17 protein-coding genes and 1 pseudogene are annotated in these 19,276 nt (G+C 38.5%); 13 read left to right on the plus strand and 5 right to left on the minus strand.

What is annotated here, in order from left to right; translation table 11 throughout:
* Nucleotides 1-16 precede the first annotated feature (16 nt).
* Nucleotides 17-1,564 carry an L-glutamate gamma-semialdehyde dehydrogenase gene (gene pruA, locus J2R98_RS08320; protein ID WP_307067935.1) on the plus strand — a complete coding sequence of 516 codons (1,548 nt, stop codon included), beginning with the start codon at nt 17-19 and terminating at the stop codon, nt 1,562-1,564.
* A 252-nt stretch (nt 1,565-1,816) separates the two neighbouring features.
* Here the strand turns inward: pruA and J2R98_RS08325 are convergent, their stop codons facing one another.
* Nucleotides 1,817-2,176, minus strand: coding sequence for an SLAP domain-containing protein (locus J2R98_RS08325; protein ID WP_307067938.1), 360 nt, complete (start codon nt 2,174-2,176; stop codon nt 1,817-1,819).
* Between the two features lie 98 nt (nt 2,177-2,274).
* On the opposite strand from J2R98_RS08325, the gene J2R98_RS08330 reads away from it, so the two are divergent.
* Both J2R98_RS08330 and J2R98_RS08335 read left to right on the plus strand, forming a co-directional pair.
* Nucleotides 2,275-2,727, plus strand: a complete 453-nt coding sequence (locus J2R98_RS08330) for a DUF2269 family protein (RefSeq protein WP_307067940.1) — start codon at nt 2,275-2,277, stop codon at nt 2,725-2,727.
* A gap of 15 nt (nt 2,728-2,742) precedes the next feature.
* Entirely contained in the window at nt 2,743-3,855 is a 1,113-nt protein-coding gene (locus tag J2R98_RS08335; protein ID WP_307067942.1) for an NAD(P)/FAD-dependent oxidoreductase, read from the plus strand.
* A gap of 124 nt (nt 3,856-3,979) precedes the next feature.
* Here J2R98_RS08335 and J2R98_RS08340 read toward each other — a convergent pair whose 3' ends face one another.
* Nucleotides 3,980-4,648, minus strand: coding sequence for a Dph6-related ATP pyrophosphatase (locus J2R98_RS08340; RefSeq protein WP_307067943.1), 669 nt, complete (start codon nt 4,646-4,648; stop codon nt 3,980-3,982).
* 99 nt (nt 4,649-4,747) lie between these two features.
* Between J2R98_RS08340 and J2R98_RS08345 the strand changes: the two genes are divergently transcribed.
* Nucleotides 4,748-5,686, plus strand: a complete 939-nt coding sequence (locus tag J2R98_RS08345) for a TraB/GumN family protein (RefSeq protein ID WP_307067945.1) — start codon at nt 4,748-4,750, stop codon at nt 5,684-5,686.
* A 49-nt stretch (nt 5,687-5,735) separates the two neighbouring features.
* Nucleotides 5,736-6,125: pseudogene (locus tag J2R98_RS08350) on the plus strand (RDD family protein); the annotation flags it as partial.
* Between the two features lie 38 nt (nt 6,126-6,163).
* Here the strand turns inward: J2R98_RS08350 and J2R98_RS08355 are convergent.
* Nucleotides 6,164-7,528, minus strand: coding sequence for an amidohydrolase family protein (locus J2R98_RS08355; RefSeq protein ID WP_307067947.1), 1,365 nt, complete (start codon nt 7,526-7,528; stop codon nt 6,164-6,166).
* A gap of 87 nt (nt 7,529-7,615) precedes the next feature.
* Here J2R98_RS08355 and J2R98_RS08360 point away from each other — a divergent pair, with 87 nt between their 5' ends.
* On the plus strand, nt 7,616-8,491 hold the full coding sequence (locus J2R98_RS08360; protein WP_307067950.1) for a helix-turn-helix domain-containing protein: 876 nt from the start codon (nt 7,616-7,618) through the stop codon (nt 8,489-8,491).
* A 122-nt stretch (nt 8,492-8,613) separates the two neighbouring features.
* Here J2R98_RS08360 and J2R98_RS08365 read toward each other — a convergent pair whose 3' ends face one another.
* Nucleotides 8,614-9,495, minus strand: coding sequence for a helix-turn-helix domain-containing protein (locus J2R98_RS08365; protein WP_307067951.1), 882 nt, complete (start codon nt 9,493-9,495; stop codon nt 8,614-8,616).
* Between the two features lie 530 nt (nt 9,496-10,025).
* On the opposite strand from J2R98_RS08365, the gene J2R98_RS08370 reads away from it, so the two are divergent.
* Together J2R98_RS08370 and J2R98_RS08375 are read left to right on the plus strand one after the other, a co-directional pair.
* The gene (locus J2R98_RS08370) at nt 10,026-10,376 is read left to right on the plus strand and encodes a hypothetical protein (protein WP_307067953.1); all 351 of its coding nucleotides are present in this window, start codon (nt 10,026-10,028) and stop codon (nt 10,374-10,376) included.
* Nucleotides 10,377-10,402: 26 nt separating this feature from the next.
* Nucleotides 10,403-10,705: a hypothetical protein gene (locus J2R98_RS08375; RefSeq protein WP_307067955.1), complete on the plus strand. Its 303-nt coding sequence runs from the start codon at nt 10,403-10,405 to the stop codon at nt 10,703-10,705.
* A 75-nt stretch (nt 10,706-10,780) separates the two neighbouring features.
* On the opposite strand, the gene pepF is transcribed toward J2R98_RS08375, so the two are convergent.
* Nucleotides 10,781-12,592 carry an oligoendopeptidase F gene (gene pepF / locus J2R98_RS08380; RefSeq protein WP_307067957.1) on the minus strand — a complete coding sequence of 604 codons (1,812 nt, stop codon included), beginning with the start codon at nt 12,590-12,592 and terminating at the stop codon, nt 10,781-10,783.
* A gap of 196 nt (nt 12,593-12,788) precedes the next feature.
* Between pepF and J2R98_RS08385 the strand changes: the two genes are divergently transcribed.
* The 5 genes from J2R98_RS08385 (at nt 12,789) to gatB (ending at nt 19,261) form a co-directional block, all read left to right on the plus strand.
* On the plus strand, nt 12,789-14,180 hold the full coding sequence (locus J2R98_RS08385; protein ID WP_307067958.1) for a TldD/PmbA family protein: 1,392 nt from the start codon (nt 12,789-12,791) through the stop codon (nt 14,178-14,180).
* A gap of 1 nt (nt 14,181) precedes the next feature.
* The gene (locus tag J2R98_RS08390) at nt 14,182-15,525 is read left to right on the plus strand and encodes a TldD/PmbA family protein (RefSeq protein WP_307067960.1); all 1,344 of its coding nucleotides are present in this window, start codon (nt 14,182-14,184) and stop codon (nt 15,523-15,525) included.
* A 521-nt stretch (nt 15,526-16,046) separates the two neighbouring features.
* Complete coding sequence (gene gatC / locus J2R98_RS08395) at nt 16,047-16,340, plus strand: Asp-tRNA(Asn)/Glu-tRNA(Gln) amidotransferase subunit GatC (protein ID WP_017185509.1); 294 nt, start codon at nt 16,047-16,049, stop codon at nt 16,338-16,340.
* 15 nt (nt 16,341-16,355) lie between these two features.
* Nucleotides 16,356-17,831, plus strand: a complete 1,476-nt coding sequence (gatA, locus tag J2R98_RS08400; protein ID WP_307067962.1) for an Asp-tRNA(Asn)/Glu-tRNA(Gln) amidotransferase subunit GatA — start codon at nt 16,356-16,358, stop codon at nt 17,829-17,831.
* Entirely contained in the window at nt 17,831-19,261 is a 1,431-nt protein-coding gene (gene gatB, locus J2R98_RS08405; protein ID WP_307067964.1) for an Asp-tRNA(Asn)/Glu-tRNA(Gln) amidotransferase subunit GatB, read from the plus strand. Before gatA ends, gatB begins: the two co-directional genes overlap by 1 nt.
* Nucleotides 19,262-19,276: the final 15 nt, after the last annotated feature.

Raw genomic sequence — 19,276 nt, forward strand, 5'->3', positions numbered from 1 at the left:
AAGAGGAGGCTTTATTATGGTACAACCGTATCGTCATGAACCATTTACAGATTTCACAGTAGAAGAAAACGCTAAAGAATTAGAAGCAGCACTTCACCAAGTTGAGCAAGAGCTTGGACAAGACTACCCGTTAATTATCGGTGGGGAACGTATTTATACAGATGACAAAATTACTTCAATTAACCCGAACAACAAAAATGAAGTAGTTGGTACTGTTTCTAAAGCAAATAAAGAGTTAGCAGAAAAAGCAATGAAGACAGCTGACGAAACATTTGAATGGTGGCGCAAATCAACACCAGAAATGCGTGCAGACATTCTATTCCGTGCGGCTGCAATTGTTCGTCGTCGTAAGCATGAGTTTAACGCTTGGGCGATTAAAGAATCAGGTAAGGCATGGAAGGAAGCTGACGGTGACGTTGCTGAAGGGATCGACTTCCTTGAGTACTATGGACGTCAAATGTTAGAAATTGCTGAAGGTAAAGAAATTAATAGCCGTCCAATTGAAAATAACCGCTTTAGTTATATTCCATTAGGTGTTGGACTTGTTATCTCACCATGGAACTTACTATTCGCAATTATGTGTGGTACAGCAGTATCACCAATGGTAACGGGTAACACAGTATTATTAAAGCCTGCATCTAACTCTCCTGTAATCGCTTATAAGTTTATGGAAGTGATGGAAGAAGCGGGTATGCCATCAGGTGTTATTAACTACATCCCTGGTAGCGGAAGTGAAGTTGGTGACTACTTAGTAGAACACCCGAGAACGCGTTTTGTGAGCTTCACAGGTTCACGTGAAGTAGGTGTTAACATTTTTGAAAAAGCAGCTAAAGTGCAAGAAGGCCAAAAGTGGTTAAAGCGTGTTGTAGCTGAAATGGGTGGTAAAGATACAATCGTTGTTGATAATGAAGCAGATTTAGAGTTAGCTTCACAAGCGATCGTTCAATCTGCCTTTGATTTCTCAGGTCAGAAATGTTCTTCTGGCTCACGTGCTGTTATTCACCAAGACGTTTATGACGATGTTCTTGACCGAGTTGTTGAAATCACAAAAGGTCTAGACATTGGTGACACGTCTAAGAAGAACTATTACATGGGCGCAGTAATCGATCAGAGTGCTTATGACAAAATTATGAGCTACATGGATGTTGGTAAAGAAGAGGGTCGCCTTATGATTGGTGGCGATGGCGATGATACAAATGGATATTACATTAATCCAACTGTCTTCGCTGACTTAGATCCAAACTCTCGCATGCAACAAGAAGAAATCTTCGGTCCAATCGTAGGTATTACGAAGGCAAAAGACTTTAATGAAGCAATCGACATTGCAAACAATACAGATTACGGTCTAACTGGAGCGGTGATCTCAAATAACCGTAACCACTTAGAAATTGCTCGTGAAGACTTCCACGTAGGTAACTTATACTTTAACCGTGGTTGTACATCAGCAATCGTTGGTTACCACCCATTCGGTGGCTTCGACATGTCTGGTACAGACTCAAAAGCAGGTGGACCTGACTACCTTTACAACTTCTTACAAGGTAAGACAGTATCTGAAATGCTTTAATTTGAGAAAATCCCCTCAATAGCTTGAGGGGATTTTCTGTGTATTTGGGGGTGTGTTCAACGATTGTGAGTGTTTTGTCCGACAATAAAGCAGCTTTGTTCGACATTAAGAGTGCGTCGTCCGGCATTAAGTGTGCTTCATCCGACAATAAGGCGTGTTCGTCCGGCACTAAGGTTAGTTTGTCCGACATTAAGTGTGCTTCATCCGACAATAAAAGTGTTTCATCCGACATTAATAGTCTTCCATTCGACACTAATTAAGCTCCGGAGCAACTAATTCACTTACTTCTTCAGCACTTTTATATGATGTGAAAATAAACGTCCACGGCATTGAAGTATGTGCATTAAAAGTGATAGGAAGTGAAAATTGATCTTTTGCTACTCCTACATATTCGACCAATGTTTTATTAAAGGTAACCTCTTCATCACTTAAGTTATGAACAATGGCTGTTACGAGTAAATCACTGCGATGGTTTACAGCTTGCCATACGTATGTGAAACGAACTTTCATCGAACGATCAAATGACAGCTTTTCGAAAACTTCCTCGATGTATTTTCGATCTTTTTCAGCTAAATTGTTTTCCCAATTGTGCTCATAAATAAGTTTTTGCATCTTGTTCACTCCTCTTATATCATTGTACGAGTAAAAAGGTAGTCTGTCACTGTTTACTAAAGCGGTTCACGTTATAAAAGAAGTGGAGGTGGGCGTCATTGTCTTTATACGAGATATTGGTATTCATTCATATTATTTCAGCCATTATAGGGTTGGGACCAGGTTTTATTTTGACGCGTGTTACGAAATCAGCGACGAACTTAACGGAATTAAAACATGGCTATAAAGTAAAACGACAATTACATTACTTTGTCATGGCGGGCGGAACGTTACTTTTAGTTACAGGACTGTGGATGGGGTTTATTAACACAGCTTTATTTGAACAAGGTTGGTACATAATTAGTTTAGTATTATTTTTATTTGCCCTAGCAATGGGACCAACAGTATTGAAACGAAATTCAAAACCGATTAAATCGTTATTAAACGAACATACTGGTGAAGAGATACCAGAAAAATATTATCCATTAGCACAAAGACTTTACCGGATCGAATATATGGAAAATACGATTTTTATCACGATTATTATTTTAATGATTACGAAGCCATTTTAAGAAAGGAGTGACAACATGAGTTATGTAATCGTCGGTGGAGGTATATTAGGAGCATCAACGGCTTATCATCTCGCAAAAAAAGGTGAACAAGTGACGTTAATCGACCGGAATGATCAAGGACAAGCAACTGATGCAGCTGCAGGGATCGTATGCCCTTGGCTATCACAACGAAGAAATAAAGCATGGTATCAACTAGTGAAAAATGGAGCGCGTTATTATCCTGAATTAGTCGAGGCATTAGAAAATGATGGTGAATCGAATACAGGGTATAAACGGGTCGGCACGATTAGTTTACATACGGATCAAGATAAGTTAGAAAAAATGGTTGAGCGTGCTGAAAAACGTCGAGAAGATGCACCTGAGATTGGCGAAATCAAGCTACTTTCACCTGAAGAAACGAAAGCGATGTTTCCACCACTTTCAGAAGAATACGGGTCAGTTTACGTAAGTGGTGGAGCACGAGTCGATGGGCGCGCGATCCGTGATGCATTAATTTCAGCAGCTAAAAAATATGGCGCTACTATCATTGAAGGTGATGCTCAATTAGTAGCAAAAGATGGACAAGTAAGCGGAGTAAAAATTCAAGGCGACTATATTGAAGCAACACAAGTAATTGATACAGCGGGTGCATGGTCAAAACAGTTAGTCGAACCAATTGGGGTTGACTATGACGTAATAACACAGCGAGCACAAATTATTCATTTAGATCTGATGGGGGAAGATACAGCAGACTGGCCAGTTGTGATGCCGCCAAGTAATGCTTATTTATTAACCTTTTCTGGTGGTCGCGTTGTTTTAGGCGCAACTCGAACCGACTATGCGGGCTTTGACTACCGCGCAACGGCTGGTGGCATACGTGAGATTTTAGACAAAGCATTAACCGTAGCTCCAGGGTTAGATGATGCATCGATTTTAGAAACACGAGTCGGCTTTAGACCATATACACCAGGGTTCTTGCCAATCATTGGGCCAATGCCTAATTATGATGGGTTATTAGTAGCAAACGGCTTAGGTGCAACGGGGTTAACGGCTGGCCCGTATTTAGGCTCAGTGCTAGCTGACTTGGCAACTGGAGAAGAAGTAGAATTAGATCTAAGTCAATATGATGTAGGTGAGGCAATAAAATAGAAGAGGGAAATCGCCGAATGTTGGAATTCGGCGATTATTTCGATATTCCGGCGAAAATCAAAATATTCCGGCGAACGGCTGTAATATTTCGGCGAACAGACCTCATATTCCGGCGAACGCCGAATTACGTGCCACGAATGACATCTCGGTAAGTATAAAAATCTCCTTCTACCACGTCGTCACCAAGCTTAATTGGAAGCGACTCTTTAAACAGAGGACCATCGACAACAAAAGTGTGGAATTCACCGTTTTCCCCGCAAACATCAACATGATTAGGCAACTCACTTATTGTTTCACGGTCTAGATACGCTCCTAAAAACTTATCCGGAACGCGCGACGGATCAATTGTCGTAATCAATGTCTGATATCCTAACTGTAAAAATTCCTCGATCAACTCATTAGTTGGCTCTTGCCATAACGGAAAAATAGCTTCTAAGTCTATACCTCCTAATTGTTGCTCTCGAAAAGCTTTCACATCAGCTAAATTGATATCACCATATACAATGTGGGTAACGCCATCAGCTTCAGCTTCTTTTAAAGCATTAATCATCGCTTCGTTGTACTGTTCATTAGATGGTGATTCAGGTAAATAGATTTTCTGTAACGGAAGATTCAAAGCTTCCGATTGCATTTCTAAAAGTTCCTCACGATTGCCGTGCACACTTGTACGGTTGTATGCTTCGTTAACTGTCGTTATTAGACAATCAACAATAACATCATCTCGCTGCATAATGCGATGCAACGCCAACATAGAATCCTTACCACCACTATGGGATACTGCTACACGTTTCATTTTCAAACCTCCTAGCTAACTATAATACTATCATTTCAGTTAAATAATAGTAAATTATGTTAAAATAGTACTGTAATTTTGAAAAGGTAGGGGAGAGTCGTGTCCTATAAAATATTGCTGAAACTAACCATTTTAAGTTTAATAGCACTAGTTTTAATCGGTTGTGATGAAAAATTAACTGTCGATGATGTTGAAATTCCTGAAAAAAGTGAAGCCTTCTTTTGGGAAGCTGAGCATAATGATAAAACGATTTACTTCTTAGGAACAGTGCATGCAGGTCATGAAGATATGTATCCGATGCGTGATGAGATTGAAGATGCTTTAAATGAAGTGGATTTACTTTTAAGTGAATATAATGAGTCGAATTATGAAATACAATCTGAATATGAAGAGATAAGAAGAAATTATAGATATTTACCGAGTGGTGAGCAGTTATCGGACTATTTAAACGACGAAAATATGGATGTAGTTAGAGAAATTGAAACAAATCTTAACATCCCTTTTTTCGCTTTAAATTCAATGAAGCCTTGGGCTGTAGAGCAGATGTATGAGTTTTTATTATTAGAAGGGTATTCTGATTATACGTATGAAGATGGAGTAGAAGGCTACATTTATAATCGTGTTTTGGATCAAGCTGAAGGCATGGCTTTAGAAGATTACGAGACAAGTTTAAAAGCTGTGCGTGATCGGGACATGGATTATCAAATTTACTTCCTAGAACAGACACTAAACTATTCGCAAGAAGATATCGAGGAATACTTGGAATCTGTAATCACAGCTTGGCGTACTGGAGAAGAGTCCCTTACCAATACTGATCGCAAAGTTAGCGAAGACGCAGAGTCAAAAGAAATAGAAGAAACTTATATTGAAGAGATACTATTCAATCGTGATATACTAATGGCGAAGAAGATTGATGAAGTCGTTCACAATCATGAAGCAGACACAATCATGGTTGCGGCTGGTTTTGCCCACTTCTTCGGACCTGGCAATATTCTTGAATTACTTGAGGAAAAAGGATATGAGATCGAACGTAGATAAAATTTACTGAAAGGCGTGTTACAGTTCGAGACATAAATATTCTAGTTTTCTAGAAAGGTTAATTGCTCGTATATTAGATTTAAATATTTTAACGTTTTCCATTGCGCTTATATTTTTCATGATGACGGGTAACTTCTCGATTGATTGGAGAAATGGTGCTACATGGGAAGTTATTTATATATTGTACTTAGTTATCACACCCGTCCTTTGGTCTGGGTATGTGATTGGAAAACGCATATGCAAAATAAAACTAAAAAGAACAGATGGCGATGACGTCACGTTATCAAACACTTTGTTACGAGAAGTGGTTGGTTTTCATTTAGTAGGGATTGTAACTCTTGGTGTCTCTTTAATTGTTAGTGTTTTTATGGTCATATTTAGAGAAGATAAAAGGGCAATACACGACTTAATTGGTGGAACTTATGTCGGTAAACCATAATAATGGAGCACATTCCATATAGGAGTGTGCACAAACTTTTAGTCGAATTCCTTGATCATGGTCTCGTACCAATCTCCGTTGACCTCTTCGTTGAAACGACTAAGGAACGTTTTGAGATTTGTTAAAACTTCTTCCTCATCGGGAATCTCGTTTATAATCTCCTGTTGTGAATACATATGCTCGCCTTTAATGACATAATGGATGTCTTTTGTATGCTTAATATTATCTAGTGGATTTGCATTTAATATAACAAGGTCTGCTTGTTTGTTTGGTTGAATCGCCCCAATATGACTTAATCCAATTGATTCAGAAGCTTCAATCGTTGCAGCGCGCAATGCTTGAAGAGGAGAAAAGCCATTTTCCACAAATAATTCTAATTCACGATGCAAAGCTAATCCAGGCCACGTGTAAATGCCTGCAGGTGTGTCTGTCCCTGCCACGATTTTTCCGCCCAAGTCCGCATACATCTTTGCAATTCTCTGATTCATTTTGCTTTGAATGCCTAAAGGTTGAAGGGCAGCTTCATGTTGACTAATTGCTTGCCATTGATTTAATAGGCTTGAGTGACTTTCTATGGCTCTGATTAAAGAGTGTTCAGGTTTCCAATAGTTCGGATAGTCTTTCATTTGGTCAAAGAGAATCATAGTCGGGCATAAAATGACGTCATAGTTTAGTAGTTTTTCACAAATGTAACGAATAGCTTCTTCATCAGGTTGATCAAAAGGAATAGAGTCCCAGCGTGATTGTTCAGCATTCATCGACCATTTCGGATAAATGGATTGAAGAATCCCAGAAGCATGCTCGAACCATTTGACACCTAGTTTTGCTGCTGTAAGGGCATCTACATCATTAGAGTGAACCAAGTCACAACTAACGTCGAGGTTGAATTTCTTAGCTTCGTTCACAGCGTGTGCTATTAAATGCCTAGGCAGTCTACCGTATACTTTAATAAATTTAGCTCCTGCCTTTGCTTGCCTTTCAATCTCACGTGTCACTTCTTCTTCCTTTGTAACATTAAGATTCCAAGGACTTGTGTCACCCCATAAGCCAGGAGTACCGTCAATAATTCGATCAGTAGAATAAACATGAGGTGTAGGAGAGTCTTTTCTGGCTCGAATTAGAGTGTCTAATTCATGTACATTCCCCCCAGTATTACGAACAGTCGTCACACCAGCAGCAACAAAATACGGAGCATACCCTTCTTTAATATGAACATGCATATCAATTAAACCTGGTATTATATAATGTCCTTGGAAATCAACATTTTTTGCGCCGCTAACAGACTTTCCTGGCTCTACAATTGTTTCGATTTTCCCTTCTTTAATCTCAATGTCTTGATAGTTAAAATCATCAATATCAAAGTCTAAAACTTGTGCCCCTCGAATAACGTAATGTTGAGTCATACGCATTCCCCCTTTTTATTTAGTGTAAATATAATAAAAGAGAGGGATGTTATAATTTTCATATAGTGGAATTAGGAGTGAAAAAATATGAACTACGGCCAAACGTTTTGCGATTTAAGGGAAAATAAAGGGTATACACTGAAGGAAGTATCAGAAGGTATTGTTTCTGTTTCGTTTTTATCGAAATTTGAAAGAGGCGAATCTGAGATTTCAATCCAGCACATACACGCTTTATTAGACCGTTTGAGAGTGACTTTCGAGGAATTTCTGTATTTTCATAACAACAATCAACCTTCTGAGTTTGAAGCTTTTTTCAATCAAGCTCATGAACTTTACTTAAAAAGAGATCTAAAAAGTCTACAAAAATTGTATGAAGAACAAATGGCGTTATGGGAGAAGTACAAAGTGAAGCCATATCGATGTCAGGCTGTCTTATTAAAAATCTATGAAAATATAATTAGGGATAAAATGATTGATGACGAACGAGATGGTCTAAAAGAATTAATTGATTATTTATTTAATGTTGAAGTTTGGACACTGTACGAACTACGACTATACAGTAAAACAATTCTTGTACTAGATGAGAAGATGATTGAAACACTTTCTAAAACAGCTTATAAGAAAAGTAAACAAGGTTTGCCGAAAGTAAGGGAAACAGTGAACAATATTTTGCTGAATACGATTGTGTACTTAATAGGTCCAGTAAACCAACCTAAAAAACTAGTGAACGAACAATCCATTCAATACTTCTTTGAAACGGTAGAGGGGAATTGTTTAGAAACAGATCTATTATTAAAAACGAACATTATGCAGTTAAAAGGAATGTATGAAGTGAAGAAAGGTAATCGAGATGATGGCTTGGAAATGGTGAACCGGGCAATAGAAGTGTTTAAAGACTTACAAGCTCCACATTTAGCAAAAGATGCCGAGCGTTATTTAAGCTTAATGTTAAAGTGCCGGTAAGTAGTAGTTTAGTTTCAGTTTAAAAGTCTTAATTTTAAAATAATACTAAACTTTTAGTCGGAATAGTGTTATGATACTTATTGATTGTATATAAAAAGCAACGGGTGTTTAACCCGTTGCTTTTAAACAGATTCGTGTTCTTGAAAGGTTTGGATGTCGTGCTCAATGATCTTGGAAAGGTTATCCTTGCCTTCTAGTTCAAATAAAAATTTCGCTTTTTTCCAGTAGTCTATACCTTTTTCGGTTTTTCCTTGCATTAATAAGTTACGACCAATTTGGTAATGAAATTCTGCAAATGTAAATAAGTCTTCATACTCACGACAGTATGATAAACCTTGATAACAAACTTCTAAGGATTTATTAACTTCATGCAAATCACTATACACCTTTGCAAGATTATATCTAACTTTTGCAGTAATTCTTTTATCTTTAAGGTTAGTAAATTGGTTTATTAAATCATAAGCTTGTTCATGGTAGTCTTTTGATTCATTCAACAAGCCTTCATCACGATACATAATCCCTAAACTATTTAAAATTTGAATATTTATCTCGGCAGAAAACCTGTCGAAAGAAGATAATGTTAAACAGTCTTTTAAGGTGTTAACAGCTGCATCGAAATCATTGTGGAGATAGTATTCAGCCATAGAGCGGTGCCACATTAGAGACCGATGTTCTGGTTGAGATTTAAACAGTGGGTTTTTCATCTCGGTTTTTACAATGTCTTCTATTGTTTCATAGTCACGGTTTCTTCTAGCTTTTTCAAGTTGCGACCAAACTTCATTTAGGTAGTCTTCGCGTTCGCTGTCTGAATCCGATAAAAAATAAGTAATGTAAACACCCAATTTATCAGCAATCCCTTTCAAGGTCATATACGATGGCTGATGTTGATCGCGTTCTATTCTACTAAGTTCAGATTGTGAACAAACTCCATTGGCAAGGCCTGCTTGTGAAACATCTAGTCGTTTCCGCAGATCTTTAATTTTTTCTCCTAGTGATAAATTCATGGTTCTCTCCCTTTTTATGCAAAAACGCATATTTTTTTTAAAAAAGCATGCAAATGAGTGAATATTATGTATAGAACTCTTCAAACCTATTATAGTCATCTTTTAAGCGTTTTTACAAATCTCTTGTCAACGTAGATAATGTACATAGATTGATTGAGGGAGGTGTAGAAACGATGAAAAAGTTATTAGTCCTAACTATTCTTCTAGGTGCTATTTTCGGTCTTACCCCAACTGAAACAGCAGTAGAAGATAGTGAACCAGTTACTGTATTAGATTTACCTGGTTTACACTAATTTGTTGAGTCATACATACTGAACCCAGTATGGCTCATAATTTAAGTCCCTGTACCCTATAATCATCTAATAGATTAAGGGCAATCACTTTATTGATGAACGAATGATTTTTTAAAAGAGAATACAAGATCACGCTCTTGTAATGGTTTCACCTCAGCCGCATCCTCCTTAACTCGGCATTAAGGAGGATGTCCCCCATTTTTTTAACATCAAGAAAACCGAGAGTGGAGGTGCGATATGAAACTATTATTAATTTTACTAGTTTTAGTCTTCAGTGGATGTGATCATTACGATGAAGAGAAACTAGTTCAGGAACATAAACCATCGACTCCTATGTTCGAGTATAATTTAATGATTGTTGTAAGTGACGAACATCAAATTAGTAAAATTAATAATAGCGTTGTATCTGAATTCGAACAGATGGATTTAAAACGTGTTATGACAACCTCTTATGTATGGGATGACCAAAATAAAAGTTATACTAAGGTTTTTGATATTGATGAGTATCCAACTTACCTATTATTCGGTCATGAAGGAGTTGTCTTGCAAACGAGTGACCTTACAGAAGTAAGGCGATATTTGAATTAACAGCCGATTGAAATAAGGGTGATGACATGATCAATCCACTTATTGTGCTAATCGCATTATCTTTAACTGTCATTGTGATTAGGTTAAGAGTTTCGCGAAAGTACGATACGTTATACGAAGCAGTTGGAAATCGACCGAATGAAATCAATAATCGCTATCAATTTTTGCATAACCAAGGTGTAAGGTGCCGATTGCAAAATGTTAGCTCTAGACCAGGTGTAATTATTCATGGTAGTTCAGAACTTGGAACGACGGTTCGTCTACTCGTGCATAAAAACGATTTAAACGAAGCTGAACAACACATGATCGATTATAAGAGAAGTTGTTAATTTGCGTATACTCCCTATCATACTCCCTATAGATGGAAGGCAAGTGCTTATAAGCACTTGCCTTTTCCATTACTATTAATCTACTAATTCGTAGCTTTTCTCTAATTCATCGACTAATGAACCGACATAGGAAACGGCTTTTTTAATCGGATCCGGCGTTGTCATATCAACACCAGCATATTTCATTAGTTCTTGTGGTGTTTTCGTACCACCCATCTTTAATACTTCTAACCAACGATCAATGGCTGGTTGGCCTTCTTCTTTGAACAGCTGTGATACAGCTGTTGAAGCTGTTAAGCCAGCTGAATACGTATATGGATATAAGCCCATGTAATAGTGAGGCTGGCGCATCCATGTTAATTCTGCACCTTCATCAATTTCAACGACATCGCCCCAGAAGTTACGTAACGTTTCGCCTTTTTGTTGTTTTAATGTGTTTGCTGTTAAAGGTACCCCTTGTTCAGCTAATTCGTACACACGACGTTGATACTCACCTTCTAGTAAGTGCGTTACGAAATTGTGATAGTAAGAGCCTAACAGTTGTAAAATGACCCAACGACGCATGCGTGGATCGTCCGTCGTTTCAAGTAAATGGTCAGCTAGTAGCATTTCATTCATTGTTGATGGTGCTTCAATGAAGTATGTTGACGGTCTAGTATTAAAAATGTGTTGATGCTGATTAGCTAAATGTAAGTGACCCGCGTGACCTAGCTCATGAGCTAAAATAAATGCACCACGCATTTTACCTGTATACGTTAATAAGATGTATGGGTGAACACCGTAAGGGCTCGCACAGAATGCCCCTGTCGACTTACCAATGTTATCAGCGTAATCAACCCAACGTTCTTTTAACGCTTTTTCCATAATGGCTGTATATTCAGGCCCCATGACTTGTAAAGAGTCTAATATCGTTTGAGACACATCTTCATAAGAAGATTCAGGGTCGAACTCAGGATCTAATGGCGCTTTAAGGTCAACGAACTGCAGTTTATCTAATCCGTATACTTGTTGTTTAAGCTTAGCGAAACGTCGCATATGTGGAGCTAGTTCTTTTTGAATGACATCTAATTGATTATGGTACATTTCTTCTGTCACTTTTTGTGGTTGAAGTAACATTTGTGTAACCGAATCATAACCACGTGCATGTGAAAGAGCGACTTCTTTCTTAACTTGTGTCGCGTATGTCGCAGCATAAGTGTTTTCGTATTGTTTTAACGTTTTGACAAAAGAATCATACGCTTTACGTCGAACTTCTGTGTTTGATGAAAGTTCATGCTCATCTTCAAATAATGCAAACGAGTTAGCGTATTCAGTTCCATCACTAGTCGTAAATGATTCAAATTCCATATCAGATGATTTACTACGCTGATAGATCATGTATGGTGCTGAATGAACTTCACCTAAAGATGCTAGCACTTCTTCTGTTTCTGGTGCTAATGTGTAAGGTTTGCGCTCTAATAAATCGTTTAATGTCTTCTTATAAACTTGTAACTCTTCATTTTCTTCTAAGTATTGCTCAATTGTGCCTTCTGGAAGAGCTAACACTTCTGAATCGAAAAAGGCCATTTCAGCTTGGACTTTTGCGAAAACAGAAGACACTTTACCAGAGTTAGCTTGGTTCTCAGGGTTAGTTCCATCTTCTGATGAGCGTAAGTTCGCATAAGTCCCGACCACAATTGCCTTCTTTTGTACCTCTGCTTGTGCATTTAAGCAAGCTAATAAAACGTCAGAACCTTCATGTAAACGGCCTTTGTACTGCGTCACTTCAGGAGTGAGCTGCTCTAAATCATTTAATGCTTGTTCCCACTGTTTATTTGATTCAAATAAATCTTCTAACTTCCATGTCTGGTCGACAGGAACGTCTTGTCTTTGTAAACGTTGTGCCATAATTTTCAAAAACCTCCTCAAAATCTATTTCGGAAATCTAAGTATTAGTATAAAATAAAAACTACAACATGTCACATAAATCAGAAAATTAATAATCATTTTTCTTTTTCAGTCCTGAGGCTGAGAGAATTTACAATTTCGTTACGGTTCACACCGGAATGAAGTTATGTAAGATTAAGTAAAAAGGGGGAGTTACATGTTAAATCATGCATTAGTTCAAGATGTCATTCATGAATCGTTAACAACAGGTGGCGATTTTGCAGAAGTTTTCGTTGAAGATACGTTTAAAGATAACCTGCTGTTACAAGGTGGACGTATTGATAAAAGTTTATCAGGGCGCGACTTCGGTGTTGGTATTCGTGTGTATAATGGCTTTCACAGTGCTTATACATATACGACAGACTTCTCACGCGAAGGTTTACTAAAGTCAGCACGACAGGCAGCACAAGCAATAAACGGCAATGGAAAAGTAAATGTCCAACCGTTTCAACATGAACAAGCACCAGTGATTCATGAGATTAACCAACTACCACAATCAGTTGAGAAAGCTCGTAAAGTGAACGTGATGAAAAATGCGGCAGACATTGCAAATAACTATCATAATAGCATTTCACAAGTAAGAGTTAACTTATTAGATGAAGAACAAAATGTATTGATCGCTAACTCTGATGGCAAATTTGTTGAAGATAAGCGCGTTCATAGTCGCATGTCGATTGCCGCAATTGCATCAAATGAACACGATATGGAAACAGGTTTTTACGGACCAGGTGCTGTACAAGGCTTTGAGTTCTTTGAAAACCTTGATTTAAATCATTACGCCAAAGAAGCAGCACGCATTGCGGTTACAAATTTAGGTGCAGACCCATGCCCAAGTGGTAAGTTCCCAGTCATTATTGATAACGAGTTTGGTGGCGTTATTTTCCATGAAGCTTGTGGTCATGGTTTAGAAGCGACTTCTGTTGCTAAAGGCAAATCAGCATTCGCAAACAAAGTGGGTGAACAAGTAGCACCTGATATTGTAACTTATATCGATGATGGTACGATTCCGAATGAATGGGGCTCAATCAATGTGGACGATGAAGGTAACAAGCCTCAGAAAAATGTCTTAATTGAAAATGGTATTTTAAAAGGTTACTTAGTCGACCAATTGAACGGACGCATTATGGATACTGAGCCAACTGGTTCAGGGCGTCGTGAATCATACCGTTATGCTCCGACATCACGTATGACAAACACTTACATTGCACCAGGTGAGTCTACACCAGAAGAGATTATTGCCAATACGGAACACGGAATTTACGCTCGCTACATGGGTGGCGGTTCTGTTAACCCAGCAACTGGTGATTACAACTTTGCGATTAACGAGGCTTACTTAGTGAAAAATGGTAAAATCGATAAACCAGTTCGCGGAGCAACGTTGATCGGTAATGGTCCTAAAACGTTACAAACTGTTGATATGGTTGGAAATAATTTAGGTCATGGAGCAGGTATGTGCGGTTCTCTAAGTGGTAGTATTCCGGTAAACGTAGGTCAACCAACATTAAGGGTAAGCGAAATAACTGTTGGCGGCCGAAAGGAGGATGCTTAAGATGAACGTTTTAGAATTTAAAGATGAACTATTTCAAAAAGGATCTGAAAAAGGCTTTAAAGATATGGAACTTTATTACGAAAAAAGCGATCGTTTTGTTTGTGCTATTGATAAGGGTGAAGTTGATCAATTCACAACAGCAGAAGTAACAGGCGTTTCTTTCCGTGGTGTGTACGCAGACCAAATGGGATATGCCTACACTGAAAAGCTCGATGAATCTTCAATTGAATTTTTAATAGAAAATGCACTAGAAAATGCGAGTGTTTTAGAATCTGAAGATGTTGAAGAAATATATGAAGGTGATTCGAACTATAAAGACATTAGTTTCTCTTCAGAAGCGCTAAAATCTGTTACAAATGAAGAAAAGATTAATTTTATGAAGGAATTAGACAAAGAAATATACGCTGCTGACGAACGTGTCGTTGCAACGAATTTCTTTACTATGCAATCAGTTGATGTTCAAAAAGCTATGTACAATAGTAAAGGCCTGGCGTTGGAAGATGATCAAAACTATCTCGTGTATATGGTGATCGTCATTGTTGAGGAAAATGATGTGACGAAATCCGGTGTTCACATAGAAGTGGTGAGTGACTGGGGTAAAGTTAACGCAAAAGAGTCGGCTCAAAAAGCCGTTCAAGAAGCTGTGTCTTACTTAAATCCGTTAGAAACTGATGATAAATTTTATCCGGTTATTTTAAGACAAGATGCTGCTAGAAGTTTACTCGACACTTTTGTGACGACATTCTCCGCTGAAACAGCACAACAAGGGATGTCTAAATTAAAAGAAAAAGTCGGAAGCAAAATTGCAGGAGATAATATTAATCTAGTTGACGATCCTTTCATGAAAAACCGAATGGGAAGCCGTACGTTCGATGCTGAAGGTGTTGCAACTGAAAAATTAAATGTAGTAGAGAATGGAACACTTACAACGCTACTACACAACCGAAAAACAGCTAAAAAAGATGGCGTTAAGACGACAGGCCATGCATCAAAAGTATCTTATAAAGGTACAGTTAATGTCGCTCCATCTAACTTTTATATTGAGCCTGGTAGTCAATCATATGATGAGCTAGTTCAAGGCTTGGATGAAGGTATAGTCGTGACGAATTTACAAGGTTTACACTCAGGTGTCAATGCGATCTCAGGTGACTTCTCCTTAGCTGCAAACGGTTATTACGTTAAAGACGGCAAGATTCAGGGACCGACAAACTTAATGACCATTGCCGGAAATTTCTTTGAGTTATTAAATGAAGTAAACGAAGTTGGAAGCGATCTTGAATTCGGCCCGTCAAACGTTGGCGCACCATCATTACTGTTAAAAGGATTATCCGTTACATTTGAATAAATAGCGGTTATCCGTTGCCACATTTGGCAAGACTGGAAGAGGAAGGCTCACTAAAGTGGGCCTTCTTTTTACGTTGAGCGCTCAGTTCGTGCGAACGCTGATAAATTAGAGTGGGCGCTGATAAAGTTTTGTGAACGCCGATAAGTTTGGTGCGAACGCTGATAAAAATTGTTGAGCGCTGATAAAGTATGGCCGAGCGCTGATAAAAGTTAGCGAGCGCTGATAAAATATCGCGAGCGCCAAATAAATTTCACAAACGCAAAATTTTCACGTGCGCTCCCCAAAAAATCCCATGAGAGCTTATAAAGTAGTCAAACAAACTAATGTATTACTACCAATAACTAACCATTAAACCGATCCACCACACCAAAAACAAAAACCTCGACACAAACTAACAAATTAACTGATATTTCCCGGGTGATTAATGGTAAAATAACAGTAGTGCAATTATTGTCATTGTAAAGGAAAATTTGCTATGATGAATAGTATTGTGAAGTGTATAACGTACGGAGGTGTAAGTGATGTCAAAGATTTCAAAAGACCAAGTGAAACACGTTGCTAATTTAGCAAGGTTGTCAATTACAGAACAAGAAGCTGAGAAGTATAGTGAACAGCTAAGTGCCATCATTGATTTCTCAGAACTACTAAACGAACTAGATACGTCAAATGTTGAACCGACAACACACGTATTAGAGATGAAAAACATTGTGCGTAAAGATGAGCCGAAAGAATGGATTTCAAAAGAAGACGCATTAAAGAACGCACCAGATCAAAAAGACGGCCAATTCCGTGTACCGTCCATCTTAGATTCATAAGGAGGGAAAAAGCAGATGTCAGTTTTAGATTTATCGATTAAAGAACTGCAAGAGAAGTTAAACAATAAAGACATAACAGTAACTGAGATCGTACAAGCAGCGTATGATCGCATTAAAGAAACAGATGACGACATTCAAGCATTTGTTACATTGAACGAAGAAGAAGCTTTAAGCCAAGCCAAAGCATTAGATGAAAAAGGAATTGACGAAAATCAATTCCCACTTTTCGGTATGCCTATTGGAATTAAAGATAACATCGTGACGAAAGGGCTACGTACGACTTGTTCTAGCCAAATTTTATCTAACTTAGATGACCCGCTATACGATGCAACGGTCATGCAAAAGTTAAACAGCGCAAAAGCTCTTAATATTGGAAAGTTAAACATGGATGAATTTGCAATGGGTTCATCAACAGAGAACTCTAGCATGAAAGTGACACGCAATCCTTGGAACACAGACTTCGTACCAGGTGGCTCAAGTGGTGGTTCAGCAGCGGCTGTTGCTGCAGGGCAAGTTCCATTTGCTTTAGGATCTGATACAGGTGGTTCGGTACGTCAACCAGCTTCATACTGTGGCGTTGTTGGCATGAAGCCTACATATGGACGTATTTCACGTTTCGGATTAGTTGCCTTCGCGTCATCTTTAGACCAGATCGGGCCACTAACTCGAACGGTTGAGGATAATGCACGTATTTTAGAAGTGATTGCTGGTCAAGACGAAATGGATTCAACAAGTGCCAATGTTGATGTGCCAAAGTATAGAGACGCTTTAACTGGTGATGTAAAAGGTCTTAAGATCGCTGTACCGAAAGAATACTTCGGTGAAGGTGTCGATGAAGAAGTTCAAACGAGTGTACGCCAAGCATTAAAAGTATTAGAAGAACAAGGTGCTGAATGGGATGAAGTTTCATTACCCCACTCAAAATATGCCGTTGCAGCTTATTACATGATCGCATCATCAGAAGCATCGGCTAACTTAGCACGCTTCGATGGTGTACGTTACGGTAAGCGTGCTGAAAACACAGAGGACATGATGGACATGTTTAAAAAGTCTCGTAGTGAAGGTTTTGGCGAAGAAGTTAAACGCCGTATTATGTTAGGAACATTCGCTTTAAGCTCAGGTTACTACGATGCTTATTATAAAAAAGCACAACAAGTTCGTACGTTAATTAAACAAGACTTTGATCAAATTTTTGAAGAGTATGATGTTGTTCTTGGACCAACAGCTCCGACAACGGCGTTCAAAATTGGTGATCAAATCGATGACCCATTAACGATGTACGCAAACGACATTATGACCATTCCAGTAAACTTAGCAGGTGTTCCAGGAATTTCAGTTCCATGTGGTTTCCACTCAGAGAACAACTTGCCAATCGGTCTACAAATCATCGGTAAGCACTTTGATGAAAGCACGGTTTACCGAGTAGCTCATGCATATGAACAAGCAACTGACCATCATAAACAAAAACCGCAACTAGGAGGTGCCAAGTAATGAATTTCGAAACGATTATCGGATTAGAAGTCCACGTTGAGTTAAAAACAGAATCTAAAATTTTCAGCCCAAGTCCCAATGCGTTCGGTGATGAACCAAACAGTAACGTTAACCCAATCGACCTTGGCTACCCTGGTGTATTACCGGTTTTAAACGAAGAAGCGGTTAACTATGCGATGCGTGCCGCGATGGCATTAAATTGTGAGATCGCAACAGACACGAAGTTCGACCGTAAAAACTATTTCTATCCAGATAACCCAAAAGCATACCAAATCTCACAATTCGACCAACCAATTGGTGAAAACGGCTGGATCGATATTGAAGTAAATGGCGAAACAAAACGAATTGGTATTACACACCTTCACTTAGAAGAAGATGCAGGTAAGCTAACACACGGTGATGACGGCTATTCATTAGTTGACTACAACCGTCAAGGCACACCATTAGTTGAGATCGTATCAGAGCCAGATATTCGTACACCTGAAGAAGCTTACGCATACTTAGAAAAGCTACGTAACATTATCCAATTTACAGGCGTTTCTGATGTGAAAATGCAAGAAGGGTCACTTCGTTGTGACGCTAACATTTCACTTCGTCCATATGGTCAAGACGAATTTGGTGTAAAAACAGAACTTAAAAACTTAAACTCATTCAACTTTGTCCAAAAAGGTCTTGAGTTTGAGCAAGTACGCCAAGAGAAAGTACTTCGTCAAGGTGGCGAGATTTTACAAGAAACACGTCGTTATGACGAGAAGACAAAAGAAACGATTCTAATGCGTGTCAAAGAAGGTTCAGACGATTATCGTTACTTCCCTGAACCAGACTTAGTAAAGCTTCACATTGACGAGGACTGGAAGGAAAAAGTCCGTCAGTCCATTCCAGAACTGCCAGACTCACGCCGTACTCGTTATGTTAATGAACTAGGTTTAGATGAATATGACGCAGGAGTTTTAACGAACACGAAGGAAATGTCTGATTTCTTTGAAGCAACAATCGACCAAGGCGCAGATGCTAAACAAGCGACGAACTGGTTAATGGGTGACATCTCAGCTTACATGAATAAACAGCAAATAGAGCTGCAAGATTTACCGATTACACCAGAAGCTTTAGCGAAAATGGTTAAGCTAATTGAAGAAGGTACACTATCTTCTAAATTAGCGAAGAAAGTCGTCACAGAACTTGTGAAGAATGGTGGCGACCCTGAGACGATTGTTAAAGAAAAGGGACTTGTTCAAATTTCAGACGAAGGTCAATTACGTGGCATTATTACTGAAATTCTCGATGAAAACGAACAATCAATCGTCGACTATAAAAATGGTAAAGACCGGGCACTTGGCTTCTTGGTTGGTCAAGTCATGAAGAAGACAAAAGGTCAAGCCAACCCACCAATGGTTAACAAGATTTTGGTTGAAGAAATAGACAAAAGATAATTCATTTTAAATAGG

This window comes from Alkalibacillus filiformis, assembly GCF_030814115.1.
GTDB lineage: Bacteria > Bacillota > Bacilli > Bacillales > Alkalibacillaceae > Alkalibacillus > Alkalibacillus filiformis.